The sequence below is a fragment of the Tardiphaga sp. GW821-FHT12E02 genome, from assembly GCF_058807155.1.
The window spans coordinates 534,103-559,810 of the sequence record NZ_JBXAQK010000002.1 but is presented as its reverse complement, the minus strand read 5'-3'; the positions used below and the strand labels follow the sequence as shown (position 1 = coordinate 559,810).

General features: G+C 61.7%; 22 protein-coding genes and 2 pseudogenes. 8 read left to right on the top strand and 16 right to left on the bottom strand.

Annotated features, from left to right (window positions below):
- The first annotated feature begins 191 nt into the window (after positions 1 to 191).
- Positions 192 to 3,296 carry a bifunctional diguanylate cyclase/phosphodiesterase gene (locus AC1RQ5_RS30160; protein WP_493204476.1) on the top strand — a complete coding sequence of 1,035 codons (3,105 nt, stop codon included), beginning with the start codon at positions 192 to 194 and terminating at the stop codon, positions 3,294 to 3,296.
- A gap of 1,205 nt (positions 3,297 to 4,501) precedes the next feature.
- Here the strand turns inward: AC1RQ5_RS30160 and AC1RQ5_RS30155 are convergent.
- Entirely contained in the window at positions 4,502 to 4,753 is a 252-nt protein-coding gene (locus tag AC1RQ5_RS30155) for a ribbon-helix-helix domain-containing protein (protein ID WP_493204474.1), read from the bottom strand.
- Positions 4,753 to 4,902 carry a hypothetical protein gene (locus AC1RQ5_RS30150; RefSeq protein WP_493204472.1) on the bottom strand — a complete coding sequence of 50 codons (150 nt, stop codon included), beginning with the start codon at positions 4,900 to 4,902 and terminating at the stop codon, positions 4,753 to 4,755. The genes AC1RQ5_RS30155 and AC1RQ5_RS30150 overlap by 1 nt, the downstream gene beginning before the upstream one ends.
- A gap of 463 nt (positions 4,903 to 5,365) precedes the next feature.
- Here AC1RQ5_RS30150 and AC1RQ5_RS30145 point away from each other — a divergent pair.
- Positions 5,366 to 6,385, top strand: a pseudogene (locus tag AC1RQ5_RS30145) (PAS domain-containing protein); the annotation flags it as partial.
- Between the two features lie 69 nt (positions 6,386 to 6,454).
- Positions 6,455 to 7,294 (top strand): ATP-binding protein, encoded by an 840-nt coding sequence (locus AC1RQ5_RS30140; RefSeq protein ID WP_493204542.1) that lies wholly within the window; start codon positions 6,455 to 6,457, stop codon positions 7,292 to 7,294.
- A 683-nt stretch (positions 7,295 to 7,977) separates the two neighbouring features.
- Here AC1RQ5_RS30140 and AC1RQ5_RS30135 read toward each other — a convergent pair.
- The 4 genes from AC1RQ5_RS30135 to AC1RQ5_RS30120 form a co-directional block, all read right to left on the bottom strand.
- A complete protein-coding gene (locus AC1RQ5_RS30135; protein ID WP_493204470.1) occupies positions 7,978 to 8,229 on the bottom strand; it encodes a DUF6894 family protein in 252 nt (83 codons plus the stop codon).
- A 439-nt stretch (positions 8,230 to 8,668) separates the two neighbouring features.
- Entirely contained in the window at positions 8,669 to 8,890 is a 222-nt protein-coding gene (locus AC1RQ5_RS30130; RefSeq protein ID WP_211910782.1) for a hypothetical protein, read from the bottom strand.
- 116 nt (positions 8,891 to 9,006) lie between these two features.
- Entirely contained in the window at positions 9,007 to 9,888 is an 882-nt protein-coding gene (gene rpoH / locus AC1RQ5_RS30125) for an RNA polymerase sigma factor RpoH (protein ID WP_493204469.1), read from the bottom strand.
- Between the two features lie 72 nt (positions 9,889 to 9,960).
- Complete coding sequence (locus AC1RQ5_RS30120; RefSeq protein ID WP_211910783.1) at positions 9,961 to 10,413, bottom strand: Hsp20 family protein; 453 nt, start codon at positions 10,411 to 10,413, stop codon at positions 9,961 to 9,963.
- 654 nt (positions 10,414 to 11,067) lie between these two features.
- Between AC1RQ5_RS30120 and AC1RQ5_RS30115 the strand changes: the two genes are divergently transcribed.
- The 3 genes and pseudogenes from AC1RQ5_RS30115 to AC1RQ5_RS30105 all read left to right on the top strand — a co-directional run bounded on the left by AC1RQ5_RS30115 (position 11,068) and on the right by AC1RQ5_RS30105 (position 12,779).
- On the top strand, positions 11,068 to 11,385 hold the full coding sequence (locus tag AC1RQ5_RS30115) for a hypothetical protein (protein WP_493204468.1): 318 nt from the start codon (positions 11,068 to 11,070) through the stop codon (positions 11,383 to 11,385).
- Positions 11,386 to 11,397: 12 nt separating this feature from the next.
- Positions 11,398 to 11,998, top strand: a pseudogene (locus AC1RQ5_RS30110) (hypothetical protein).
- 61 nt (positions 11,999 to 12,059) lie between these two features.
- Positions 12,060 to 12,779: a DUF72 domain-containing protein gene (locus tag AC1RQ5_RS30105; protein ID WP_493204466.1), complete on the top strand. Its 720-nt coding sequence runs from the start codon at positions 12,060 to 12,062 to the stop codon at positions 12,777 to 12,779.
- A gap of 682 nt (positions 12,780 to 13,461) precedes the next feature.
- Here AC1RQ5_RS30105 and AC1RQ5_RS30100 read toward each other — a convergent pair.
- Entirely contained in the window at positions 13,462 to 13,821 is a 360-nt protein-coding gene (locus AC1RQ5_RS30100; protein WP_493204464.1) for a hypothetical protein, read from the bottom strand.
- 446 nt (positions 13,822 to 14,267) lie between these two features.
- Here AC1RQ5_RS30100 and gdhA point away from each other — a divergent pair, with 446 nt between their 5' ends.
- Positions 14,268 to 15,617, top strand: a complete 1,350-nt coding sequence (gdhA, locus tag AC1RQ5_RS30095) for an NADP-specific glutamate dehydrogenase (RefSeq protein WP_493204462.1) — start codon at positions 14,268 to 14,270, stop codon at positions 15,615 to 15,617.
- 95 nt (positions 15,618 to 15,712) lie between these two features.
- Here gdhA and hpnE read toward each other — a convergent pair whose 3' ends face one another.
- From hpnE to AC1RQ5_RS30080, 3 genes are all read right to left on the bottom strand, one after another.
- The gene (hpnE, locus tag AC1RQ5_RS30090; protein ID WP_493204461.1) at positions 15,713 to 16,963 is read right to left on the bottom strand and encodes a hydroxysqualene dehydroxylase HpnE; all 1,251 of its coding nucleotides are present in this window, start codon (positions 16,961 to 16,963) and stop codon (positions 15,713 to 15,715) included.
- 101 nt (positions 16,964 to 17,064) lie between these two features.
- Positions 17,065 to 18,492 (bottom strand): homospermidine synthase, encoded by a 1,428-nt coding sequence (locus tag AC1RQ5_RS30085; RefSeq protein ID WP_493204459.1) that lies wholly within the window; start codon positions 18,490 to 18,492, stop codon positions 17,065 to 17,067.
- Between the two features lie 68 nt (positions 18,493 to 18,560).
- The gene (locus AC1RQ5_RS30080; protein ID WP_493204457.1) at positions 18,561 to 18,995 is read right to left on the bottom strand and encodes a GreA/GreB family elongation factor; all 435 of its coding nucleotides are present in this window, start codon (positions 18,993 to 18,995) and stop codon (positions 18,561 to 18,563) included.
- A gap of 634 nt (positions 18,996 to 19,629) precedes the next feature.
- Here AC1RQ5_RS30080 and rnk point away from each other — a divergent pair.
- Entirely contained in the window at positions 19,630 to 20,061 is a 432-nt protein-coding gene (gene rnk / locus AC1RQ5_RS30075; RefSeq protein WP_493190124.1) for a nucleoside diphosphate kinase regulator, read from the top strand.
- 406 nt (positions 20,062 to 20,467) lie between these two features.
- Here rnk and AC1RQ5_RS30070 read toward each other — a convergent pair whose 3' ends face one another.
- From AC1RQ5_RS30070 to AC1RQ5_RS30045, 6 genes are all read right to left on the bottom strand, one after another.
- Complete coding sequence (locus tag AC1RQ5_RS30070; protein WP_493204455.1) at positions 20,468 to 20,821, bottom strand: hypothetical protein; 354 nt, start codon at positions 20,819 to 20,821, stop codon at positions 20,468 to 20,470.
- A gap of 107 nt (positions 20,822 to 20,928) precedes the next feature.
- Entirely contained in the window at positions 20,929 to 21,951 is a 1,023-nt protein-coding gene (locus tag AC1RQ5_RS30065; RefSeq protein ID WP_493204453.1) for a branched-chain amino acid ABC transporter permease, read from the bottom strand.
- A gap of 1 nt (position 21,952) precedes the next feature.
- Positions 21,953 to 22,828, bottom strand: coding sequence for a branched-chain amino acid ABC transporter permease (locus AC1RQ5_RS30060; protein WP_493204451.1), 876 nt, complete (start codon positions 22,826 to 22,828; stop codon positions 21,953 to 21,955).
- Between the two features lie 12 nt (positions 22,829 to 22,840).
- Positions 22,841 to 23,587, bottom strand: a complete 747-nt coding sequence (locus tag AC1RQ5_RS30055; protein ID WP_493204449.1) for an ABC transporter ATP-binding protein — start codon at positions 23,585 to 23,587, stop codon at positions 22,841 to 22,843.
- On the bottom strand, positions 23,580 to 24,335 hold the full coding sequence (locus tag AC1RQ5_RS30050) for an ABC transporter ATP-binding protein (RefSeq protein WP_493204447.1): 756 nt from the start codon (positions 24,333 to 24,335) through the stop codon (positions 23,580 to 23,582). Before AC1RQ5_RS30050 ends, AC1RQ5_RS30055 begins: the two co-directional genes overlap by 8 nt.
- A 122-nt stretch (positions 24,336 to 24,457) precedes the next feature.
- Positions 24,458 to 25,621 carry an ABC transporter substrate-binding protein gene (locus tag AC1RQ5_RS30045; protein WP_493204445.1) on the bottom strand — a complete coding sequence of 388 codons (1,164 nt, stop codon included), beginning with the start codon at positions 25,619 to 25,621 and terminating at the stop codon, positions 24,458 to 24,460.
- Positions 25,622 to 25,708: the final 87 nt, after the last annotated feature.

Here is a 25,708-nt window from a genome sequence, read left to right as displayed (position 1 = left end):
AATGCCTGGCAAACGTATGCCGCTCCCCTTAATTCGAGGTTAGCTTCGGCAGCTGCCTACGATTTAATCAGCTGTTCACCAGCGTAGACGGTCTCGACGATAGAGCCTTGCCGGTGCGGGGGCGTTGATCACTTCTGCAACTTTCGCGTCATAATCTTCTACCGACCGCAAACATCGCGTTCGGAAGGCAGATGATCCAGACGTTGAGGAAGACGCTCTTGCCACTGGGCGAGACGAGCATACGGAAGAGCCCGGCGCTGTGTCTGGCCTTGGCGGGACTCGGGTTGCTGGCCACCATCACATGCGCGGCCGTGTCTCTCATCGACCATTTTCGCGAACGCGCGCTGCTTAGTGCGGAGCGGGAGTTGTCCAGCACCGTCCAGATGCTCTCCCGCCATTTCGACGAACAATTCGCGGATTCGGCGACGATCGCTTCAGACCTGATCCGGCGGCTAGACATTCCCGGGCTGGGCTCGGCCGATCAGCTCCGATCCAGGCTATCGGGCGAAAATGCCCGCGCCATGATGCGATCGCAAGGTATCTCATACCTCGGGGACGTCTCCATATTCGATATCGACGGCAACATGGTCAACTGGTCCCAGACGTCGCCAGTGCCGAAGCTGAACGTTGCTCAGCGCGGATACTTCAAGCGCTTCACGACCGATTCCTCCGCGCCCGACGTGCTGACGGAGACCGCCCCGAGCCTTCTGACCGGCAAGTGGCACATGATCATCGCGCAACGGCTGCGAGGCATCGACGGGATCTTCGTCGGCGTGCTTGTCCGCCGGATCGACCTGCGGCAATTCGAGCGGTTCTTCGGCTCGATCGCTCCCGGGACTGACAATGCGATCAGTCTTTTCGGCTCGGATGGGACCCTGCTGGCCAGGCATCCCGCGGCTCCGGAAGCAGTCGGCAGGAAATTCGGCACTTCACCGCTGTCGCTGCTGCGCGCCGATCGCCGGACCATCAGAGGTCCAGGAGCGCTGGATGCCGCGGAGCGCCTGGCCGCCGGCGTTCCACTCCAGCATGTGCCGGCGACCGTCGTTGCCAGCAAGACCGTGGAGGCGGCGCTCGAGGACTGGCAGCTTCAGACCCGCGCGACATTGACGGTCGCGGCATTGACGGCGCTTGCGGTCGCCATGGTTCTGGTCCGGATCATAATGCAGATCCTGCGCGATGGCCGGGAGAACCGACGCAGTCTGGAGGCGGAACGTGAGCGCCTGGACACGGCCCTGAACAACATGATCCAGGGATTGGTGGTCTACGACAAGAATGGCCACGTCGTCTCGATCAACCGCAGCTTCTTCGAGATGTTCGGCCTCGACCCCGCCGTGTCCGTCATCGGATGGCATTTCAGGGAATTGGTCGATGAACGGAAGCGTCTCGGCCACTTTCATGGTGACGCGACCGCTTTCTGTGCCGAGGTACAGCAGGCCATCGCCGCCGGTCAGGTCATCCGGATGGCGAGCGTAACCACCGACGGCCGCTCGTATCTGGCCCACAACAGGCCGCTGCGCGACGGTGGCTGGGTATCCACGATCGAGGACACGACAGACCGTACGCAGATCGAACATGAACGCGACCGTAACCTGGCGTTCGTCCATGAGATCATGGACAACATCCCCGCGTTGATCACCGTGAAGGACGCCGGCACCCGAAAGTATCTCCTCGCCAACCGGAACGCCGATCGCTACTTGGGCCTGACCGGCGCCGAGATAGTCGGGCGAACCATATCGGATCTGATTCCGGCGAGCGACGCGGAGGCTGTCTCCGAAATGGAAGACCGTCTCGTCCGGTCGGAAGAGAGCGTGGTCCGAAGCGAGCGGCGTTTCCGGGGACCGGACGGAAAGACGCATTTCCTGAATTCGACCCGCGTAGCCATCCGGGATGCCGATGGGCAGGCGCGCTACATCGTCAGCGTGTACGAAGACGTGACCGAGCGGAAACTCGCGGAAGACCGCATCGCGCATCTCGCGCACTACGATGGACTGACCGAGCTACCCAACCGTGTTCTATTCCGCAGCCAACTGGAGGATCTCTGGCTCGAGACCGGCGACACCCGACGTTCCGCTCTCCTGTACATCGACCTCGACGGCTTCAAGGACATCAACGACACGCTGGGTCACGACGTGGGCGACCGTCTCCTGCAGCAGATCGCCACACGTCTACGCAGCTGCCTCGGGGCCGACGACCTCATCGCCAGACTCGGGGGCGACGAATTCGCCATCGTCATGCGCATGGCGATTTCGCGCGAGAATGTTCTGGAAATGGTTTCCCGGCTGCATGGCCGGCTGCGTGAGCCATTCGATATCGGTGGGCATCGTCTGTCCAGCGACGCCAGCGTCGGAATCGCCTTGGCCCCGGACGACGCCAGCGACATCGACGAGTGGATCCGACATGCCGATCTCGCGATGTACGCCGCCAAATCGGACGGGCGCCGGAGCCACCGTTTCTTTGAGACGACCTTGACGGAACGGGCCAGCGCCCGCCTCGTTCTGGAACACGACCTGCGGGATGTGATCGCAGACGGCGGACTCGAACTGCATTATCAACCTATCGTGGACGGGAGCACCGGGGCCGTCGTCGCCTGCGAGGCTCTCGTGCGATGGCGCCATCCCGTCCGCGGGATGATATCGCCCGCCGAATTCATTCCGGTCGCCGAAGACGCCGGTCTCATCGCGGATCTGGGGGAGTGGGTGCTTCGGACCGCCTGCGCGGAGGCGTCGTCATGGCCTCCAGAAGTCTGCCTCGCAGTCAACGTATCGCCTCTGCAATTCAGATCGGCTTCGTTCGCCTTGACAGTCACGTCGTCCTTGATGTCGACCGCCTTCAGTCCGAGCCGTCTCGAAATCGAGGTCACAGAAGCCGTTCTGATCAAGGACGACGACGTCGCTCTCGGCGTTCTGCACCGACTGCGGGAGATGGGCGTCGCGATCGCACTCGACGACTTCGGAACTGGTTACTCCTCGCTGAGCTATCTGCGCCGTTTCCCCTTCGACAAGGTCAAGATCGACCGATCGTTCGTAGCGGATCTGGAAACGCCGGGATCCGCTTCGATCGTGCGGGCGGTTCTCAGCATCGCCGCGGCCTGGGGAATGACGACGACCGCCGAAGGCGTGGAGACCGAGCGGCAGCGGGAGATGCTCCGGGAATTGGGATGCGACCAGATGCAAGGCTACCTGTTCGGACGCCCGGTCTCCGCGCCCGTCATCGCGGAGCTGCTCGGCGCAGGCCGGGTCTCGGTAGAGCAGACAAGACGCAGGCATAGCCCCTCTCGTCGGCACACAAGCCCCTGAAGACGCTGGAGGAGCTTGGATGTCAGGCGTTCCAAGGATATTTGTTCAGCAACCCGCTACCCGAAGCACAGCTTCGCCAGTGGTTGGAGATTCAGCATCTGATGGTCGGCGCCTCGTCTGGGTCCGACGTTAGACGCGCGGTGCGATCGCCTGAGCCTCCTGCGGCAGGTAGAAGTCATGAGCAAGCGATCCTTTCAGATCGGTCCGAGGAAGACGAGCATCACCGTTGAAGATGACTTTGGGCTGAAGTGGCGCGCGACTTGGCCGCCACTGCCGTCGCCGCGGCCCGTGAGTTTCTGCAGCCGTCGCTGAGTAAGAGAAGCGCGCGGGGCTCAGCCTCGACATACACGCCGTCGCTCCAAGCTTGTCGCCCGCTACGTCCTATGTTTTCGCTCGATCGCGCCGGAAGCAACATAGTCGGCTCGAACCTGTCGCACGCCCGGAAAGGTCAGTCCGAGGGTGACTGCCCGCTTCCTGACGGCCCCCGTAGCTCGGCCGAGCGCGGCGCTGGCTCGCATCAAGGTCGCGCCCTTAGCCGCTAGTTCTCGTAGCCGATCATCTTCTTCGGGCTTCCAGCCGCCAAGTGCCATGCGGACATCATACCCCGCGCGCGACCAACAATCGAGTCAGGCAAGCGGCCCGGCCGCGTGGGCGTCACCAAACCGTCAGGCGATTGGCACGCATCCGCTGGGGTGGACGGCGCGCTTCGCAGAAAGGCTACGACTGAAAGGCAGAAAGGCTCCCGAGAGTCGATTTTTCTCTGACCCGATACCTTCAAAATTTACGCCCTTCCCGACCAAAGCTGATATCAGAAGGGAATGCCTAATAGAGTTAGCTATCTAAAAGCTCGATATTGCCGCGCGGTGCTGAGGACAGCGCGGAATAGTCCGGAAGATGATGCCCGTCGATTGGTCCATGCCTTAGCCACGGAAACACCTACGGCGGGCACCTCTCCCGCGATCGGTCGTGCCGAAGGTCTGGCGTTGGCCGGACTGGTGAAGATGGCAGAACGCGTTCAGGATCGCGGCCCGGCCTCGATTGCGAGCCATTGGGAAGAAATCAACGCCTTGCTCGAACGCTGGATCGCTGAGGCTGCCCTTCAGATCGACAAGTAAATCGGTGGTGTTCTGAAAATACTCCGCATCCAAGTGGACTGAGCAGTTCGACGACGGGCGGCGCATACGCGTCCTACCCATCATGCTGCGTCAAGAGCCGTCAGCCTGTCCCAGGTTCCGATAGTGTCCGAGGACCGACAGGCGCAGCGCAGAGGATACATTGTGCCCTTCGTAGCTCTTCACCACGTCTGCGAGGAACTGGACGACGCTTTGGCCACGGCTGCGCGCCAAGTTCTGCACCTCCGCCCAGAACTCGTTCTCAAGACTGACGCTGGTCTTGCGGCCGCCGATTACAACTGATCGCTTCTTTATGCTGGAGCGTGCGCCGAACGGTCGTGCCATCATTTCTTCTCGCGCCGGACACCTTTGAACTTCTTGGCAACGGTCTTCTTCTTGACCGACTTCTTCTTCGCTGCAGCGGATTTGCCCGATGCGGAGCTTTTCGCCGTCTTCTTGGTCGCAGGCTTTTTCGGCGCTTTCTTGATAGCCATGAATTCGCCGGAGCCCTTATCTCGCTTGGTCAGGTGGTCGCGCCGCCCATCGCCGTCTTCGTCTGGCTGCGTTTCTTCACGGCGCCCTTGCGCGCGTTGTCGCCTTTAGGTTTGTTGGTAGCCATCGATCAGCCTCCTGTACTTGCGGTAGTTGCGAAACCCGCTTCTTTCAAACCGGTTCCATACTACCTGGAAACCATCTATCCTCACGCCTCTCAAATCCGCCATGCGGTGGAGATCGTCGCGAAGCCTCCCCGGCTTCGCCGCGGCTCTACGCGGTGGAGTTCCGCGACGTCCGCGTTGCGACCCAAGCAGCAACCGCCAACAGCCGAAGTGCGACGTTGGGTAGTTCGACCTGACATCTCACGTTGAGGGAGAGCCGACAGTCGGGCTATGCGCCGACACCATGCCGGTCTATCGTACCTTCTCTATGCGCGGACGCTTTGCTCGCCGAGGGAACGATATGCTTAAACCCAGACCGTCCCCGTTGAGCGACATCGCGCAGCGTGACCGATTTCAGATCCTGATCGACGCCGTCAAGGATTACGCCATCTACCTGCTCGATGCCGAAGGCTATGTCGCGACTTGGAACACCGGAGCCGAGCGCTTCAAGAGCTATTCGGCGGAAGAAATCATCGGCCAGCACTTTTCCGTATTCTACACGGATGAAGATAGAGCCATCGGTCTACCCGGCCGCGCGCTTGCGACGGCCACAGCGGAAGGCCGCTTCGAGTCGGAAGGGTGGCGTATCCGGAAGGACGGCACCCGCTTCTGGACCCATGTCGTCATCGATCCGGTCTATGGCGCAGCCGACGAAGTCATCGGCTTCGCGAAGATAACGCGCGACATATCGGAAAAGCGCGCGATCGACGAAGAATTGCTTGCCAGCGAACGCAGGTTCAAACTTCTCGTCCAGGGCGTCAAAGACTACGCTATCTACCTCCTCGATCCGGACGGCCACGTCACGAACTGGAATGCGGGCGCCCAGGCCATCAAGGGCTAAGCCGAGATCGTCGGCCGACACTTCTCCGTCTTCTACACCGATGAAGACCGTGCCAGCGGCAAGCCCGCGCTGGCCCTTGCGACGGCGGTGAACAGCGGCAAGTTCGAGGGCGAAGCCCAGCGCGTACGCAAATCCGGCGAACATTTCTGGGCTCACGTGCTGATAGACCCGATCCACGACGACACCGGAAAGCTGGTCGGCTTCGCGAAGGTCACAAGGGACATCACCGAGCGTCGGATCGCTCAGGAGGAACTCGATCGTTCCCGCGAGGCGCTGGTGCAGGCGCAGAAGCTCGAGGCAATCGGCCGCCTGACCGGCGGGGTCGCTCACGACTTCAACAACCTTCTCACCGTCATCCGCGTTTCGGTCGATTTCCTTCAGCGGCCGGACCTCTCGGAGGAAAAACGCGCAAGGTACGTGAAGGCGATAGCCGACACGACCAGCAGGGCGACCATCTTGACCGGTCAGCTACTCGCTTTCGCGCGGCGGCAACCCCTTGCCCCGGAAATCTTCGATGTTGCGGAACGATTGCGCGATCTGGATCAGATCATGCGCACTACGGTGGGAGGAATGGTCGAACTGCAAGTGGAGCACCCGGCCGAACGACTCGCTATCGAGGCCGACCCCAGCCAGTTCGAGACCGCCGTCCTCAACATTCTGGTGAATGCCCGCGATGCGATGCCCGACGGGGGCCGCATCTCGATCCGCATCGCCGCCGCCGTCGCGGTCCCCGCGGTGAGAGGTCATGCCGCCGCCAGCGGAGACTTCGTCGCCGTCAGCATCGAGGACTCGGGGACAGGCATGGATCCCGCGACACTTACGCGGATATTCGAGCCGTTCTTCACGACGAAACCCGTCGATAAAGGGACAGGTCTTGGTTTGAGCCAAGTCTATGGCTTCGCCAAGCAGTCCGGCGGCGAGATTGATGCTACGAGCGAAATCGGCCGGGACACGACCTTCACGCTCTACCTTCCGCGCTCAGACACGGAAACGCCTTCAGGCACGGGCCGCTCGGGCATATCCTCGAACTCGTCCGCACCCGTCGCACGCCGAATCCTGCTGGTGGAGGACAATCAAACCGTCGGATCCTTTGCAGCCGACCTGCTGCGGGAATTGGGACAATCCGTCCGATGGGTGGGCGACGGTCAGACTGCGCTCGATATTCTCCGCGAGGAGGGTGAGTACGATCTGGTCTTCTCCGACGTGGTGATGCCGGGAATGACCGGGATCGAGCTCGCGCGGACGATCCGCGCGGAGTGGCCGGGGATCGAGGTCGTGCTCACCAGTGGCTATAGTCACGTGCTGGCGGACGAAGGCACTCACGGTTTCGACCTTCTCAAGAAGCCCTACTCGATCGAAGGCCTGCTTTCCGCTTTGCGCCGAAAGTGATGGTCGACCGACGCGATCGCTTCGCGAAACCGGGCCCGGAGGGTCGACGTGAGATATGCGGGTTACGATCCGATAGCGGGACGTTTCCGATAATCAGCAGTCCGCTGCCCGCACCCGGATCTCTAGCGGTTGGTCTTGATTTCCGAAATGACATCTGCGAATTTTTGGCATCGTACATCCGCGTCCCGTCATGCCAAAAAATCGGACTCCCGCCTGCTCCAAGTGCCAAGCCGCCACCGCGTGGATTCGGTCAATACCGGGCACGCCGGGCTTTGTCGTTCACGCATATGAATGCCCGCGCTGCGGCTTTATCAGCACTCAGATTGAACCGGTTCCGCTAGAACAGGCCGGGGGTGGCTCGAAGGCGGATTGAAACCGCCGAGCCGATAACCGTGCCGGACCGGCCAAAGAAATTGACCAAGGAGATGCTCGGCGCTTCGGGATACGACGTCCCGCGAAGATGACGTGTGCCGGGCCGGGCACGCCACTGCGACCGATTCACTTGTGTGGTGCAAGACGGCCTGGAGGCGCTGTCGGGCTTGCCTAACCTGGCTCCGAATGCCGCAAATCCAACAAGGACGCACAAGCTACATGGCCTGCACCATCGCATGGCCGTCGGGGAGCCAATCGTCGGGAGGCGCGCCGCGCGGCGCGATCAGACGGCGCCGGAGCCAGTGACCCGCTCAGTAAGTTGACCTCCAACTAGGCGGAACCACTTCCTGCCGCGCTACGGTCGCGACGTGACGTCCGTCGGCGTCTACCAGAGTGATAGCAACTGGCCCATCTGTTGCCCCGACAATTGCTGCTGCAAGCAATTCCCTTAGGCCGAGATGAGCCTCTGTCAAAGCTGCGTCCCGGTCGATGAAATCAGCACCGTAAAGATCGAGGTGCCTGCCGCCTCGATCGTACTCGACGTGCAAACGATAGGTTGGCATGGCAGCTCCTTCTCTCCGAAGATTCTACCGGAGAAACGTCAAAACCTTTGTCTCTTTCCCGACCCCAATTGCGTTCTTTTCGCGGAATGTTCGGTGTTCAACGCGCAGCAGCGGTTCCTATTGCGAATGTTCGCAGGCCGGTACTATAGTTGATCGCCGGCAGGGGAGAATTTCAGTCGGAAAAAGTATATTGAGTACCGGCACCAGCCGCCGAGCGCCAATGCCGGCGGCTTTTTGCTGCAGCACGCAAAAGTGGCCTGCTGCCATCGACGGTGAAGGTCCGCTCGAAGGCAAGCCTCGGCAGGACCGTCTTGCGAGTTTGCAGGGGTGGAGAGGATGGCTGCTTCACCGTTTAGGGCGACGGATCACTGGCGCCCTTTCGCTTCTCTCGTTCGGGTCCTGGCCAAAGGGAACTGAACAGACAGTCGTTTTCGTCGAGCTATTCGGAGCCGAATTCAGCAGCAGCGATTTTTGCCGCGACCGTGAGTTCATGCAGGGTACGGCGTCCCGCTTCCGCGCACTCGACGATCTTCTCGCCGATGCGCTTGCGCGCTCCGTGATCCGACCTGAGATTTATCGGGAGACTTTCACAGCCCCGCTCAAGCGCAACTTCCATGTTTGCCTTCGTACGATCGTTGAAGGATTCAACAAAGAACATCATCGCCTCTCGCCCGTTGGTACGGCGAGCCCCGGCACGGAGCCGCCCTTTCCGTGAGATTAACAAATCGATCGGTGTGCACCACCGCGACCTATGGTGCATCGCAAAGGAGGTATCGATCAGCGATGAAAGGCGGTGGCTCCACCGGAAGATGCAACGGCGCCACGGATCTTCTCTATCGCCCTCTCTTCGATCTGGCGTACGCGCTCCCTTGAGATGCCCATTTCGGCGCCGAGCTCATCGAGAATCAACGGGTGAGCGGTGAGCCACCTTGCACGAATGATGCGCTGCTCTCTTAGGGAAAGGCCGCACAATGCCTGTTCGAGCGCTTGCCGACGCCGAGCGCTATCGCTCCGCTCCGCGTAGGATTCCTCCACATCCATATCGTGAGTAAGACGGTCCTGCCATTCCATGCCGTCATCGTCGTCATGGGGCAACGTCGCGTTCAAGGATATGTCTCCCTGGAGGCGCCGATTCATGTCAACGACTTCGCTTTCGGGCGCGTCCAGACGTCGCGCGATGCTAGATACATGCTCGGGCAGCATATCGCCTTCCTCGAGCGCCCCTATCCTGCTCTTGAGTCGGCGCAGATTGAAGAAGAGGCGCTTCTGGGAATTGGAGGCGGCGACCCGGACGATCGACCATGATCGCAGAAGGTGTTCGTGGATTGTCGCCTTGATCCACCAGGTTGCATACGTCGCGAGCCGGAAGCCGCGATCCGGGTCAAACTTTTTGACGGCCTGCATCAGTCCGATATTGCCCTCCGAGATGAGGCCGGAGATCGGTAACCCATAGCCGCGATATCGCATAGCGATCTTCGCGACGAGACGCAGATGGCTGGTCACCAACTGGTATGCAGCCTCTTCGTCGCCGTCTTCTCGAAGCTTTCGCCCGAAGAAAACCTCCTCCTCCGGCGTCAGAAGGGGAAAGCGTTTGATCGTGTTCATGTAGCGTGTGAAACCGTCCCCCGAATCCAGGGCGGGAAGAGCCGTGGCGGCCATTGTCGAACTCCGTGATGCGCGTCAAAAGAAAGCCCACGCGCCGAATACAGGCGCGCGGGTTTGGAGCCACCGTCAGGCGGCCTTCGCCTCCAGTTGTTCGAAGCTGCTGCTACCCGGCTGTCCGATCGGAATGCTTCGCGGCTTCATGGCCTCTGGCACTTCACGCATCAGACCGATCCGCAGCAAACCGTTGTCGAAGTTCGCCTCGGTGACCTTGACGTGGTCGGCCAGGTTGAACTGCCGCTTGAAGCCGCGCGCCGAGATTCCTTGGTAGAGCAGATCGCGCTTCTGCTCGTCCTTGCGGCCTTCGACCGTCAAAACGTTCTGCTCGGCCGTCAGGGAAATGTTCTCGGGAGAGTAGCCAGCCAGTGCGAGCGAGATGCGGTAGCGGTCATCGCCGAGACGTTCGATATCGTAGGGCGGAAAGCCCTCCTCATTGGAGCGCTGCGTCGCGTCCAGAAGATCGAAAAGGCGATCGAAGCCGATGCTCGAGCGCCAGAGCGGGGCGAAGTCGTAGTTTCTCATAGCCAAATCCTCCTTTGAGCAAGATGGGTATGAGCAGACGCCGGACACCACCGGCGCCCGCCTCCGTCGGACCCTATGGGCGTCCGACATCCGATATCTAGAAAAACTCGCAGCGCGATTTCAAGGGCCGACCTAAATTTTTTCGAGGCTGCATATCCTTGCGGACTGGGTCGAACCGTGCGTTCCGGATCTGCGGTCGCGCAACCATTCGGTAGTTGTTTTTTTGTCGTTTCCGAAATCTGCAAGGCTGAGAGAGCCGGCGGGATGGCGGTGAAGATCGGTCCGCGCATCACGTCGCAGGACTGTTCGGCATGCGGGTCGAAGGTAGTGAAGACTTTTGGCGGAGCGGGCCCACCGCTACGCCTGCGGCTCGACGCTTGATCGCGACGTCAACGCGGCGAAGAACATAAGCAGCGGGCCTTCGCGGCCCACGGGCGCGGCAGGGCGCCCGGGGACGTCAACGTGGGGAATGAGCCCGAGCGTCGTCCCGGAAGCGCGGTGTCCGAAGCGGCTTGGCCGGCTCGGCCCGAACCAGGATATCGCGTGGTACACACGATAATCCGAATGGCCGCTGAATGTTTCATCCTTCAAGGATTGGAACCGGGCGTGTTCGAAGATGTTGGAAGGACCCGTCACCAACATGTGAGGATTTGCATGAAACCGATCTCCAATCTCATCGTAGCCGCCGCTCTGCTCGCGTCCGGAGCCGCTTTCGCGCAAAACCCGCAGGCCAAGGACGGACCGAACATCAACGCCGTCAACACCGAGCAGAAGAACTCCAACGCTCCAGTCGCCGGTCGCAACTCCTTCACCGAGGGCCAGGCCAAGTCGGCCATCGAGAAAGCCGGCTACGGCAACGTGACCGAGCTCAAGAAGGATGACAACGGCGTCTGGCGCGGCAAGGCCTCCAAGAGCGGTGTGACGAGCAGCATCAGCGTGGATTTCCAGGGCAACGTGAACGCGGCGAAGTAAGGAAGAAACATCATGACCTCGACCATTTCCCGTCTGTACGACAACTACTCCGACGCCCAGGCCGCCGTGACGAAGCTCGAGGCCGCCGGCGTTCCCCATTCCGACATCAGCATCGTCGCGAACAACTCCGACGGCTGGTTCGACGGCAAGAAGGACCGTGACGGCGACGGCGTCGACGACCGTGCCGAAGCGGCAGGTACCGGCGCTGGCGTCGGTGCCGGAGTCGGCGGCGCGGCTGGTCTGCTCGCCGGCCTCGGCCTGCTTGCCATCCCCGGTCTCGGACCCGTCGTGGCGGCCGGCTGGCTGGCGGCGACCGCGGTCGGCGCCGCCGCGGGCGGCAACCGGCGGCCTCGTCGGCGCGCTGACGGAAGCCGGCGTCTCGAAGGACGAAGCTCCGCTCTATGCGGAAGGCGTACGCCGCGGTGGCTCGCTAGTGACCGCCAAGGTCGCGGACGGCGACAAGGCTCGTCTGGAAGCCGTGCTGGACACCTCCTCGGTGAACCTCCGCGACCGCAGCGCCGCTTGGCAGAAGAACGGATGGACCGGGTACGATCCGGCCGGCCAGCCGTACGACGCCGAAGAGGTCCGAAAGGAACGGACTTTGTACCGCTGAGCCACGATGGCCCGCTTCGGCGGGCCGTTTTTTTGGCGGGACAATGATGGGGTGGAGGAAGATGGTGCGCGCGGCACGACATGTGGGAACGGCCGGCTGGTCCGTCCCGGCATCGCGCGCAGGCCCCTTCCCGTCGGAGGGCAGCCACCTGGAACGCTACGCATCACGCCTTTCGGCCGTGGAGATCAACTCCTCGTTTTCGCGATCTCATCGACGGGCAACTTACGAGAGATGGGCACGGACCGTAAAACCTGATTTCAGGTTTTCCGGGAAGGTCCCCAAGGCCATCACGCACGATCGGGGTCTAGTCGATGCCGAAACCCTTTTTCGGGCTTTTGCCGAAGAGGTAGCAGGCCTGTCTGGGAAGCTTGAGGCCGTGCTTGTGCAACTACCGCCAAAATTGGCTTTCGACGCCGACATCGCGAGAGGGTTCTTCGGACACGCTTGCTCGGTTCTTGCCGCTGCTGTCGTCGTCGAACCCCGCCATGCAAGCTGGTTCACCCCGGATGCAGACGGGCTACTCAAACGCCTGCGTGTGGCCCGCGTGGCCGCCCACCCCGTGCTTCACGGCGACGGCGAGCCCGGAGGATGGGACGGCTTGATGTACTACCGTCTGCACGGCGCGCCGAGGACGTACTACTCCGACTACGACGAGGCAGCGCTCGATCGCATCGCCGAACAACTGGGTCGGAGCCCCGCAGTTTCCAAATGGTGTATTTTCGACAACACCGCGGCAGGCGCGGCGCTGGGAAACGCCCTGTCGATCGCCGAACGCCTGTAAGACGACGGAAGGTGCAGGATCTCGCGGATTCGTGAATCAGGCTCCAGCCGCGCTTGGATGCCCGACGGCGCCTTCCGTTATCGTATCCCACACTTCTATTGAGCTACAGCCAGGTGAACGAAAGCCCAAGATTTTTCGGCGCGCTTGATTTTTGGCAAGAACTGACCGTCCGTCTGCACATGCGGCGCTTATGGTCATCTGATGGAAACGCGAACGCGACTATCGTGGCTGGTCTTCGGGTTGACCAACGCCGTCCTCTTCGGCGCTGGCATTATCATCGTCTTGTTGGTGCGCCCGCTGGCCGAACATTCGAAATATTTCATTCCGTTAGTCGTCGTCCTCAGTTTCGCCCTGGCATATCCGATCGCGTGGTGGATCGCGCCATGGATGCGAGCCCGCCGAGAGCGACGGTTTTCGACCCGACAGCCTGAAATCTAGCCGGCATCCGGCATGCCTGGACGGCACACAGAAGCCACCGCTCGAGCATAAGCTTCCGACGGAGCTGTCGGTGAACTGTGTCACTCATCGGTGTCCCGTGCGACGAGACCTACCATACGGCATGCGTAGACAGCCAAACCGCGCAGAAGCAAACGGCAACGCGATCCGAACGGACCGCGTTGCCGCCGGGCACAGGCCGCTGCTGAAGGTCCGTGCGCGTGAGCGGTCACCTATTGTCCAGACGTCACGGGTGGACGGCGATCATCTGGCGTTTTCGTTCGTAGGCCGTCTGGCCGACCTTTCGCTTCCGGGTGAAATGGATCGCGCCACCGCGGCGCGGCGGAGGGCCGTCACCTCCGTCGAGGGTCCGCAGAGCCGCGAGGACGTCGCCAATGCGCACTTGACGGTCGGAGCCGGGGATCTGGCGAAGCCACGGCTTGCCCTCGACAGCGAATGCGTCCGAAGCCCAAGTGGCGAGGATGCATCGCTTCTGCAGGACATCCAAAACAGGATTGGCGAGAACTTCCCGCGGGTGGCTGAAGGTGCTGGCAAGTAGGGAATTCGCGTGGATATCGTCGTACTCGGACATGGCGGACGTTGTCATGTTTGGCCTCCTTTCTCCTTTCGTTGGGGCGACTGCCATGTGGGAAAAGCCGAGGTCGTGATCAATACCCGCCGAAAGGAATTTCGACGCGCCGACGGCAACTACGTCACGGTCGTCTAATGGTCCCGCCTCCCGCGATCGGACCGAGCGCACCATCGATCGCGCCGCCTTTCCCGTAGACCCCGCTGAAAACGTGTGAGCGGCACGCGCATCGGAGCGTCTGTGTAGATCGGCAGATCCCGGGATTGTCCCTCCGGGCCGTCGGAAGGAACTGAGCGTCCTTCAACGTCTCCGGTCGTTACAGGTTGTTCGCTGACCCGCCGCTTCATCTTCGCGCCTCCACGCCGCAGGGTCGGTGCGGTGTCTGGCTATGGCTTCGTCGTGGATGTACTGTAGTCCAAGAAGCTGCGGGCGGCCGCAAGCTTTACGACAGGAGTTTTGAGCACGTGCCTCTTCTAGACGAAAAGCTTTCTCCCATTCTGAGCGAGATCGTTCGGCGCAACGCCGGTGACGAGGAGTTCCATCAGGCTGCTCAGGAGGTTCTCGAAAGCCTGGGTTCGGTCGTCGCCCGACACCCCCAGTACCTGGACAAGGCCCTCATCCAGCGACTGTGCGAACCTGAGAGGCAGATCATCTTCCGCGTTCCGTGGGTGGACGATGCCGGAGAGGTCCGGATCAACCGCGGCTTCCGCGTCCAGTTCAACTCGGCGCTGGGTCCGTACAAGGGAGGCCTTCGTTTCCATCCATCGGTAAACATCGGAATCATCAAGTTTTTGGGATTCGAACAGACCTTCAAGAACGCGCTGTCGGGGCTTCCCATCGGCGGCGGCAAAGGAGGCTCCGACTTCAACCCGAGGGGCAGGTCTGACGACGAGATCATGCGCTTCTGCCAGTCGTTCATGACCGAGCTCTACCGTCATCTCGGGGAGTACACCGACGTTCCCGCGGGAGACATCGGCGTGGGCGGACGCGAGATCGGATTTCTCTTCGGCCAATACAAGCGGCTGACCAACCGCTACGAAGCCGGCGCGATGACGGGGAAAGGTCTCGTCTACGGCGGCTCCCGCGCCCGCAAGGAAGCGACGGGCTACGGAGCGACCTATTTCGTGAATAGCATGTTGGCGACGAAGTCGCTCTCGTTCGACGGCAGGCGCGTCGTGGTGTCCGGAAGCGGCAACGTGGCCATCTACGCCATGGAGAAGATCGCCGAATTCGGCGGAAAGATCGTGGCTTGCTCGGACTCGGCAGGATACGTCGTGGACGAGGACGGCGTCGATCTCCAGCTCGTCAAGGAGATCAAGGAGGTCAGACGCGAGAGGATCGAGGAATATGTCCGGCTGAAGGGCTCCCGCGCACGCTTCATCCAAGGCGGATCGATCTGGGACGTTCCTTGCGACGTCGCCATGCCATCGGCCACGCAGAACGAACTCACGGGCAAGGATGCGGCGACCCTCGTCCGCAACGGCGTCGTCGCCGTCGGCGAAGGCGCCAACATGCCCTGCACCCCCGAAGCAGTGAGAGCGTTTCAGGACGCCGGCATCCTTTTCGGGCCGGGAAAGGCCGCGAACGCGGGAGGCGTGGCGACGTCGGCGCTCGAGATGCAGCAGAACGCTTCCCGCGACAGTTGGACCTTCGACCAGACGGAAGCGAGACTGGCGGCCATCATGAGCGATATCCACGATCGTTGCGCCGAGACGGCCAACGACTACGGCGCGCCGGGCAACTACGTGCTGGGCGCGAACATAGCGAGTTTCGTCCGCATAGCCGAGGCCATGGACGCGCTTGGGGTCATCTGACGCCAGCGCCGACCGGCGACACGGGTGCCTGCCCGGGCCGCCGCCGGCACAAGGTCGGGCGACGGTTGCGTGAACGCGGATCTCGGCATCGTCTTCTAAGCGGGCGGCCCCAGAGCCATGTCGGCGGCACGATGGCCGGAGCGGACGGCACCTTCGATCGTGGCTGGCAGGCCCGTATCCGTCCAGTCTCCCGCCAGAAAGAGATTGCCGAAAGCCGTGCGGGTCCCGGGACGTCGAGAGTTCTGCTCCGGAACGGCCGCGAAGGTCGCGCGACGTTCGCGGACGATCTGCCAGGGCGGGAGAGCCGCGTCGATTCCGCAGATCCGCCGAACCTCGTCCCAAAGCGCGGCTGCCAGAACATCCCGGGGCATCCCGTTCAGACGGTCGCCGTTGCTGACCGTGACCGACAACCGATCGTCGTACGTCACCAGCCACTCGACCAGTCCTCCGATGACCCCGACGACCGGTGATTGCCCGGCCGTGGGAGCGATCTTGAAATGAGCGCTGACGATCGTGCGGAATTCGTCGGGCGCGCGGAGATCGGGAATCAGAGGCGCGACGACCCAGGGCGGCGCGGCCATGACGACGACGTCGGTCCGGCCCACGGCGACATTCCCGTCCGCGAAAACCAGGCCTGCGACCCGGCTGTCCCGAAAACCACAGGCCCTCAGAGCATGCCCGTAGCTGATGACCGCTCCGCGGCGCTTCAACGTCGCGACGGCGGGGTCCACCAGGACGCGGCCGAGCCCGGGTCGCGCAACCAGCGGGCGGCACGCTACGCCTCCCGCGACGATGCTTTCCCTCAGAATGCTTCCTGCCAGTTTGGCGGAGCCCTCTTCGGGATCGACGTTGAGTGCGGCGAGAAGAAACGGGTGGAGCAATCGATCATGAAGCGGCCCAGTGCAACGCACGACGTCCCCGACGCGCCGGTCCTCGCGGTTGGCGACGAGCGGATAAAGCCGAAGATATTCGGCGATGCGGGTATCGGGCACGCGCCGGCGTCTGTCGAAGATCCACGTCGGAAGGCGCCCCCGTCCAAGATCGATGGTCCAGCGTTTCCCCGATCCCAGCTCGACGAACGGCAGTCTGGCGGTGTCGGGGCCGACAAGACCGTCGAGAGATCCGATGGATCGCGCGTAAGCAAGAACGTCGACGTTTCCTGACAGGATCAGATGGTTTCCATTGTCGATTTCCATCTCCAGCTTCGGGTCGAAATAGGAGCGACATCGACCGCCGGCCTGCATCGTCGCTTCGTGGACATGCACCGCGTAGTCGTTCTCCGACAGACGCAGGGCGGCGGCGAGCCCCGCCAAACCTGCACCGATCACATGGGCGATCCCCGACACCTCTCATTCCTCCGGGTTGCCCGGCCGCCTTCGTGCGGCCGCTTCTCCTCGAGGACGAAAACTGCGGCCGTAGCGTAGCCGTCGGATCGATGCAGGCATCGTCATCTGACCAGCACGTTCCTGAACTGCCACGGGTCCGCGGTATCCACGTCGTCGTCGAAGATGCCGGGTCGGCCAGCCAGAGGGTGCCAGTCGGTATAGTATCCCCGCAGCTTTCCCAGATACGGCTTCTGGATCTGCAGACAGCGGTCGAAATGCATCTCGTCCGCTTCGACGATGCCGGCGGTCGGATTCTCCAGCGCCCAAACCATGCCGGCGATCACCGCCGAAGTGACCTGAAGTCCTGTCGCGTTCTGGTAGGGCGCCAGTCTGCGCGCATCGTCGATCGAGAGCTGCGACCCGTACCAATACGCATTGTTGGCGTGCCCATAGACGAGCACGCCGAGTTCGTCGATACCGTCGACAATCTCGGTCTCGTCCAGAATGCGCGACGCTCCCTGCATCCGCCCCTCCGCGCCCAGCAGTTCTCCTACGGACAGCATGGCGTCGTCGGCGGGATGATAGGCATAGTGGCATGTCGGTCGGTAGACGACCGCGCCGTTCTCCCTCACGGTGAAATAGTCCGACAGCGAGATCGCCTCGTTGTGCGTGATGAGAAGACCGTGTTGGGCCCCCGGTGTCGGACACCAGGAGCGTACCTTCGTCGCGGCACCCGGGCGGAGGAGATAGATCGCCGAGCGGCAACCGGTCTCGTGCGTCCGGGCCTCCCGAGGCCTCCATCTCTCATGCGTGCCCCAGCCCAGTTCGGCGGGCTGCAGGCTCTCCGACACGAATCCCTCCACGGACCAGGTGTTGACGAAGACGTTCGCGGGTTTCGGCTTGTTTGAGCGTTGGGTGTCCCGTTCGGCTATCTGGATTCCCTTGACGCCGAGCCTGCGTGCCAGCCTTGCCCAATCCTCGCGGCTTTCGGGCAGCCGCAGGTCGAACGTCAGATCGTGTGCGAGATCGAGCATCGCTCGCTTCGCGAGCCATGATACCATCCCGGGATTGGCACCGCACGTCGATACGGCCGTCACTCCGCCGGGACTTTCGCGTTTCGCGGCAAGCAGCGTCTCCCGCAGCGCATAGTTGGTGCGCTGCGCAGGCGTGCTCTTCGTGTCCGAGTAGAAGCCGGCCCAGGGCTCGACGACCGTATCGATGTAGAGGGCACCGATCCTTCTCGTCAGACGCATGAGATCCACGGAGCCGGTGTCGACGGAGAGGTTCACGCAGAAACCCTGACCGCCGCCCTCAGTCAGGAGAGGCGTAAGGACCTCTTCGTAGTTGTCCTTCGTGACGGCCTTCCTGATGAACCGCACGCCGTGCTTCTTCGCGAGTTCGTCGTCCGCTTGAGGGTCCACGATCACGAATCTCGATTTGTCGTATTCGAAGTGGCGCTCGATGAGCGGCAACGCGCCCTTGCCTATCGAGCCGAAGCCGATCATCACGATCGGACCAGTGATGCGTCCATGTATCTGTCGTTCGGTCATCTTGAGAAACTCCATTGAAATGCAGCGCAACCGGCGGCGACGTCGAGCCGCCCGGTCGCCGGATGCGGTCACGATCGGGAAAGCGGAATGGCGGCCGTAACGACGATGGTTCGTCGCACTCCGCGTTCGTCCGCGAACTGGATGGCCTGTCCCACGGACATTCCGAGCAGGCTCGCGCCGAGCGGAGACAACACGGAGATCCTGCCCGCCGCTTCGTTCGCCGCCTCGGGAAAGACGAGTTCGACCGTCATCTCCTCGGACGAGCCGACGTCGCGGAATGAAACCCTGCAGTTCATCATGACGAGACCGCGCAACACCCGCGGCTCCAGAAGTATCTCGGCTCGTCCGATCTCGTTCTTCAGGAATGCGGAAGCCCGCGGCTCGACACATGAGCCGTGCTCGGCGACGTTCCACAACAAGTCGATTTCCGACGCCTTGACCGCGATCGGGGGAAGCCTGGGATCCAGATGGCTGATCATCATTCCTCGCATGTTCGTCGTCATGCCATGTCCCATCGACAGGCGTACGTCGTCTCCAATCGCAGCTTTCGCGACGCACGCGGAGACGACGCCCCGCGATGAACCGTGGGACGCGGCAAGACGGAAAGCCGACGCGCAAGCCGACCGGAGCGGTCGGTAGGCTTGGGAAGGCCGTTTATTTCTGGGAAGTCGTTCGCAACACACCCGTGACCGTCCGCGAGGACGGCGACGGGCTAACTCCGGTTTTGGAGACGTCCTGCTCGAAGCAACGAGCGATATTTGCGAAGATGCGACATGGTGCGAACGTAGCGCCGCGTGGAAGGAAGTCAACTCCACCCTCGCGACACTCCGTCGCGCATGTAATTCGCTCCACATCTCGGTCGGCGTCCCTCTCGACCTCAACGACGAGATTGACATCGCGAAAACTATGCCTAGCATCATGGAATGATGTCTATCGTGCCCAGCTTCGACCGGCTCTCCGGTCTCCCCGCGGCTGCGGACTAGCCGCCGTCAAAAGCGCCTCCTGCGAGGCCGCGCGGCGACACGACATCAATTCTCTGAACGTCACATATGTAAATCCAGATACGCGCGCGATCCGTGCGAAGCCCGGTGGTACCGGACTTCTGCGGGAGCCAACGGAATTGAAGGGTGAACGGAAATGAACCAAGTCGATGATAACGGTCGGGGCAAGGCCTCTCCTTCCCGACGCCTGAAACCGAAGATCTCGATCACTGCGAGCGATCATGCTCGATTGAGATCGTTGGCAGAGGCCGCCACGACCCGAATGCCGGACGTCGCCGATTGGCTGGCGGATGAACTCGACAGGGCGCGGATCATCCGCGACGAACGCTCGACGTCCGGCGTGGTGCGCATGGGCGACGGCGTCGCGTTCCGCGACAACACGACCGGCCAGGTGCAGACCGTGTCGCTCGTCTACCCGGACGAAGCCGACATCACGCTCAAGAAGATATCCGTGCTGACGCCGATCGGAGTCGCGTTGATCGGCATGTCCGCAGGGGAGTCGATCAGTTGGCAGACGCGGACCGGTGAGGTGCGCGATCTGACCGTGACCGAGGTGCTTCCGAAGTAAGGCTCCGGAGTCACCGATGTCGCTGCGGCGACATCGGTGACGAGGCATCTTCCGGAGACCCGGATCTCCGCCTCGCTATCCGAGAAGAAAGACGGCAACCGCTCCGATCGTCGCGACGCCGATGACGGCGAGAGTCCAGGCGATCAAGACCGCTCCGATTGCTCCGTGCCTTCTTTCCACTTCGGTTCACCTCTCCTTCGTCGCGGCCCATGACGCAAAAAGGCAGGCGGCCGCATGCCTCGGAAGGTAGCACCCATCCGTCGAGGGGGCCAACCTTCGGCGGCGTCGCGCGAGCGTCCGCGACGCAGGGCCTTGTCGCCACGGAGACGGATAGCGAACCGACCGGGCGGGTAGACATGCCGGGACGTCAGAGTCGGCGACAGCAGGGCTCTTCTCCGCCGATCCCTCACCATCGCATTCGAAAGGTAACGACAATGAACCGGAGCTTTGTCGCGTGCTCGGGATTGCTCATGACCTGCTTCGCCGGGTTCGTGAACGCGGTCAGCTTCAAGGAGTTGGGCGGCTTTTCATCTCCTTCGCGAGCGGCGCCAGCATCTCGATAGGCGTGGACCTCGAGCATGGCGACCTCGAAGCATGCTATCGGGCCGCCATTCTCGTCTCCGCGTTCGTGGCGGCCGCCATGATCGGCGGCATGACGAAGATCCGTCGCCCATATCTCCGATGCGTCGTCCTGCTCGCGGCGGAAGCCGCCCTGGACCGCCGCTCTCAATACCGTGTTCGGCGATCCCGGGGTCTGCAATACGATGGCTATCGAGTGACGCGTGGGGTGGTGATGTGGGTCGGTATCTGGAAGATTGTATTATATCGTAGGGGAATTTCAGGCCCGCACGCTGGACTTCCGCGGCCTCACAGCGAACGTCTGGACAGATGCGCGATCTCGCCGATAACGCCGCGGCGAAAGGTCAGCACGCAGACCACGAAGATCACGCCCTGGATCACCGTCACCCACTGGCCAAAGCCGGCCAGATATTGCTGCATAGCGATGATCACGAAGGCGCCGACCACCGGGCCGTAAAGCGTCGCAAGACCGCCCACCAGCGTGATCAGCACGACTTCACCCGACATGGTCCAGTGCACGTCGGTGAGCGAGGCGTTCTGCGCCACGAACACCTTTAGCGAACCTGCAAAACCGGCCAGCACGCCCGACAGGATGAAGGCCATCAGCTTGTAATGATCGGTCTTGTAGCCGAGCGAGATGGCGCGCGGCTCGTTTTCGCGGATCGCCTTCAGCACCTCGCCGAACGGCGAATTGGTGGTGCGGAAGATGATCAGGAAGCCGATCAGGAAGCCGACCAGGATTACGTAATACAGCGTGGTCGGCTTCGACAGGTCGAACAGGCCGAACAGCATGCCCTGCGGAATGCCCTGGATGCCGTCTTCACCATGGGTGAACGGCGTCTGCAGATAGAGGAAGAAGATCAGCTGCGACAGCGCCAGCGTGATCATGGCGAAGTAGATGCCCTGACGGCGGATCGCGATCAGGCCGGTGACGACGGCGAGCACGAAGGCAGCCACCAGACCGAACACGATCGACAGTTCCGGCGACAGCGGGCCCATATTGATCATGAACTCGCCGATCAGCGGGACCTTGAAGCCGATGGTGCCGACCTTGGCCATATGCGCGGTGACATAGCCCGCAGTGCCCATGAACATCGCGTGGCCGAAGGACAGCAGGCCGCCGTAACCGATCAGCAGGTTGAAGGCGCAGGCGAACAGCGCGAAGCACAGCGCCTGCATCACGAAGAACGGATACAGCCCGGAGAACGGCACGGCCGCCAGGAGGACGGTCATGATCACGAAAGCGATCATCTCGTCCTTGGTGCCACGGGTCTGCGTGGTGGGGATCGAATTGTCAGTGATGGTGGTCATATCAGGTGGTCCGTCCCGTCAGGCCCGAGGGTTTCACGAGGAGCACCAAGACCATCAGCACGAAGACGACGGTGTTGGAGGCCTCGGGGTAAAAATACTTGGTCAGGCCCTCGATGATGCCGAGGGTGAAACCGGTGATGATCGATCCCATGATCGAGCCCATGCCGCCGATGACGACGACCGCGAACACGACGATGATGAGGTCCGCGCCCATCAGCGGGCGAACCTGGTTGATCGGTGCCGACAGCACGCCGGCCAGCGCCGCCAGACCGACGCCGAGGCCGTAGGTCAGCGTGATCATCAAAGGCACGTTGATGCCGAAGGCGCGCACCAGCGTCGGGTTCTCGGTCGCTGCGCGAAGATAGGCGCCGAGGCGCGTACGCTCGATCAGGAACCAGGTGGCGATACAGATGACCAGCGAGAAGATGACGACCCAGCCACGATAGATCGGCAGGAACATAAAGCCGAGATTGACGCCGCCTCTGAGCGCGTCGGGGATCGCGTAAGGCAGGCCCGACGAACCAAAATAGTTTTGGAATACGCCCTGAATGATCAGCGCCAGACCGAAGGTTAACAGCAGGCCATACAGGTGATCCAGCGACGCGATCCATTGCAGCATGGTCCGCTCCAGGATCATGCCGAAGACGCCGACGATGATCGGCGCCAAGATCAGCGCAGGCCAGTAGCCGATGCCTGCCAGATTGAGGAGGAAATACGCCACGAAGGCGCCCATCATATAGAGCGCGCCATGAGCGAAATTGATGATGTTGAGCATGCCGAAAATCACCGCGAGACCGAGACTCAGCAAGGCATAGAAGGAGCCATTGATGAGCCCGACCAGCAATTGGGCGGACAGGGCCTGGAGATTGAATGTCATGATATTCCCGTCCTAAACGCCGAGATAGGTGTGTAGCTTGTCCATATTCGAGGACAGCTCCGAACTCGCGAATCCGTCCACGACCTGGCCGTGATCGACGATGTAGAAGCGATCGGCGACGGTGGAGGCGAAACGGAAATTCTGCTCGACGAGCAGGATGGTGAAGCCTTCCGACTTCAGCCGCGCGATGGTGTGGCCGATCTGCTGGATGATGACGGGCGCCAGACCTTCGGTCGGCTCGTCCAGCATCAGGAAGCGCGCGCCGGTGCGCAGGATGCGGCCGATGGCCAGCATCTGCTGCTCACCACCCGAGAGCTTGGTGCCCTGGCTGTTGAGACGCTCCTTCAGATTCGGAAACAGTTCAAAGATCTGCTCGACCGAGAGACCACCCGGACGGATGGTCGGCGGCAGCATCAGGTTCTCGCGCACGTCGAGGCTGGAGAAGATGCCGCGCTCTTCCGGACAGAAGGCGATGCCCTGCTTGGCGATCTTGTCCGAGGCGGCCTTGATGATCTCGTTGCCTTCGAACTTCACCGAGCCGGTGCGCTTGCCGATGATGCCCATGATGGACTTCAGCGTCGTGGTCTTGCCGGCGCCGTTACGGCCGAGCAGCGTGACCACCTCGCCCTGCTTCACGTCGAAATTGATGCCGTGAAGAATGTGCGATTCGCCGTACCACGCCTGCAGGTCGCGGACTTCGAGAACGGTTTTTGCGTTGGCAGAAGAAGAAGCCGGAGCGGCCGTCAAAGTATCAGCCATGTCCGGCTCCCAGGTAAGCTTCCTTCACGCGTTCGTCCTTGGTGAGGTCGGCATAATTGCCTTCCGCCAGGATTTTTCCGCGCGTCAAAACGGTGATCTTGTCCGACAGCGTCGAGACGACGCTGAGATTATGTTCGACCATCAGGATGGTGTATTTCGTCGATATGCGCTTGATCAGCGCGGCGATCTTGTCGATGTCCTCGTGGCCCATGCCGGCCATCGGCTCGTCCAGCAGCATCATTTCCGGATCGAGCGCCAGCGTGGTTGCGATCTCCAGCGCGCGCTTGCGGCCATAGGCCATCTCGACCGCCGGGGTGTTGGCGAATTCGGACAGGCCGACATCTTCGAGCAGTTCGGCGGCGCGCTGATTGTATTTGTCGAGCACGCTCTTGGAGCGCCAGAAATCGAAGGACGCACCGTGCTGACGCTGCAGCGCGACGCGGACATTCTCCAGCGCGGTCAGATGTGGAAATACCGCCGAGATCTGGAACGAGCGGACGAGGCCGAGACGGGCGACGTCTGCCGGCGCCATCGCGCTGATGTCCTTGCCCTTGTAGAGAATCTGGCCCTCGGAGGGCTGCAGAAACTTGGTGAGCAGGTTGAAGCACGTCGTCTTGCCTGCACCGTTTGGCCCGATCAGCGCGTGAATGGTACCCTTGCGAACCTGCAGATTGACGTCGCGAACGGCGTAGAATCCCGCAAATTGCTTGGTCAGTCCGTGGGTTTCGAGGATGAGATCGTCAGTCAAGCAAACACACTCCAGCACCACGATCGCTCGGAGAACGTCGCGGACATGTCGATGGGACGTTGTGGATCAAGAGCGGACATCGGATACATGCCGATGTCCGCTCTTTTTCATCATCAGATGACTTACTTTTGGGTGACCAGCGGGCAGCCGCCCTGATCGAGCGGACGGAAGGCCTGCTCCGCGGGAATCGTCGCCAGCAGCTTGTAGAGGTCCCACTCGCCCTTCGATTCTTCCGGCTTCTTGACCTCGAACAGATACATCGGATGGATCTTACGGCCATCGACGCGAACGCTGCCTTTGCCGAACACCGGATCGTCGGTCGGCATTTCTTTCATCTTTTTCACGATCCCTGCGCCGTCCTTCGTATCCTTGTTGGCTTCGACGGCCTTGAGATAATGGATCATTCCGGAATAGACGCCGGCCTGCGCCATGGTCGGCATCTTGCCCTTGAACCGGGCAGCGAAGCGCTTCGAGAACGCCCGCGTGTCGTCGTTCAAATCCCAATAGAAGGACTCGGTAAGAACCAGTCCCTGCGTAACATTGAGCCCAAGGGCGTGAACGTCATTGATGAAGACCAGCAGTCCCGCCAGCTTCTGGCCGCCTTGCGTGATGCCGAACTCGGCTGCCTGCTTGATCGAATTGACCGTGTCGGCGCCGGCATTCGCGAGACCAATGACTTTAGCTTTCGAACTTTGCGCCTGGAGTAGGAACGAGGAGAAATCCGACGTCGACAACGGATGGCGTGCCTGGCCCAGCACCTTGCCGCCGGTCTTTTCGACAGTGGCTGCGGTGTCCCGCTGGAGGGCATGGCCGAATGCATAGTCTGCCGTGATGAAATACCAGGTATCGCCGCCGCGCTTGACCATCGCGCTTCCGGTTCCGTTCCCCGTAGCCCAAGTATCGTAAGTCCAATGGATGGTATTGGGCGTGCAAGCCGTTCCCGTGAGATCGGACGAGCCGCCGCCAGAATTGATGAAGACCTTGTTCTTGTCGCGCGTCAGCAAGCTGAGCGCCAGGGCCACGGAGGACGTCGGCACGTCGATGATCATATCGACACCGTCCTGATCGTACCATTTCCGTGCAATCGACGTACCGACATCCGGCTTATTCTGGTGATCCGCCGACACGATCTGAACGTTCAGTCCTTTCTCGGCAGCCTTGAAGTCTTCGACTGCCATCTGGGCAGCGACGATCGAGCCCTCGCCGCTCAGATCTGCGTAAAGGCCGGACTTGTCATTCAGTACGCCCACTTTCACCGCAGTCTGCGCGTATGATGTGATTGGCATCATCGTTACTGCGAGCGTACACATGAGTTTCTTGACGTAAGATTGCTTCAACATTGGTCGTTTCCCCTCATTCTCGCTGAGTGTGAT

Bases quoted from the DNA above. Each gene is read 5' to 3' on its own strand.
- AC1RQ5_RS30060 (WP_493204451.1), bottom strand. From the start codon at position 22,828: ATGACATTCAATCTCCAGGCCCTGTCCGCCCAATTGCTGGTCGGGCTC.
- rnk (WP_493190124.1), top strand. From the start codon at position 19,630: ATGAACCAAGTCGATGATAACGGTCGGGGCAAGGCCTCTCCTTCCCGA.
- AC1RQ5_RS30140 (WP_493204542.1), top strand. From the start codon at position 6,455: ATGCGCACTACGGTGGGAGGAATGGTCGAACTGCAAGTGGAGCACCCG.
- AC1RQ5_RS30065 (WP_493204453.1), bottom strand. From the start codon at position 21,951: ATGACCACCATCACTGACAATTCGATCCCCACCACGCAGACCCGTGGC.
- AC1RQ5_RS30160 (WP_493204476.1), top strand. From the start codon at position 192: ATGATCCAGACGTTGAGGAAGACGCTCTTGCCACTGGGCGAGACGAGC.
- AC1RQ5_RS30055 (WP_493204449.1), bottom strand. From the start codon at position 23,587: ATGGCTGATACTTTGACGGCCGCTCCGGCTTCTTCTTCTGCCAACGCA.
- AC1RQ5_RS30130 (WP_211910782.1), bottom strand. From the start codon at position 8,890: ATGATGTTCTTTGTTGAATCCTTCAACGATCGTACGAAGGCAAACATG.
- AC1RQ5_RS30115 (WP_493204468.1), top strand. From the start codon at position 11,068: ATGAAACCGATCTCCAATCTCATCGTAGCCGCCGCTCTGCTCGCGTCC.
- rpoH (WP_493204469.1), bottom strand. From the start codon at position 9,888: ATGGCCGCCACGGCTCTTCCCGCCCTGGATTCGGGGGACGGTTTCACA.
- AC1RQ5_RS30085 (WP_493204459.1), bottom strand. From the start codon at position 18,492: ATGACCGAACGACAGATACATGGACGCATCACTGGTCCGATCGTGATG.
- AC1RQ5_RS30080 (WP_493204457.1), bottom strand. From the start codon at position 18,995: ATGACGACGAACATGCGAGGAATGATGATCAGCCATCTGGATCCCAGG.
- AC1RQ5_RS30045 (WP_493204445.1), bottom strand. From the start codon at position 25,621: ATGCCAATCACATCATACGCGCAGACTGCGGTGAAAGTGGGCGTACTG.
- AC1RQ5_RS30105 (WP_493204466.1), top strand. From the start codon at position 12,060: ATGGTGCGCGCGGCACGACATGTGGGAACGGCCGGCTGGTCCGTCCCG.
- AC1RQ5_RS30135 (WP_493204470.1), bottom strand. From the start codon at position 8,229: ATGCCAACCTATCGTTTGCACGTCGAGTACGATCGAGGCGGCAGGCAC.
- AC1RQ5_RS30150 (WP_493204472.1), bottom strand. From the start codon at position 4,902: ATGGCTATCAAGAAAGCGCCGAAAAAGCCTGCGACCAAGAAGACGGCG.
- AC1RQ5_RS30100 (WP_493204464.1), bottom strand. From the start codon at position 13,821: ATGACAACGTCCGCCATGTCCGAGTACGACGATATCCACGCGAATTCC.
- AC1RQ5_RS30120 (WP_211910783.1), bottom strand. From the start codon at position 10,413: ATGAGAAACTACGACTTCGCCCCGCTCTGGCGCTCGAGCATCGGCTTC.
- AC1RQ5_RS30155 (WP_493204474.1), bottom strand. From the start codon at position 4,753: ATGGCACGACCGTTCGGCGCACGCTCCAGCATAAAGAAGCGATCAGTT.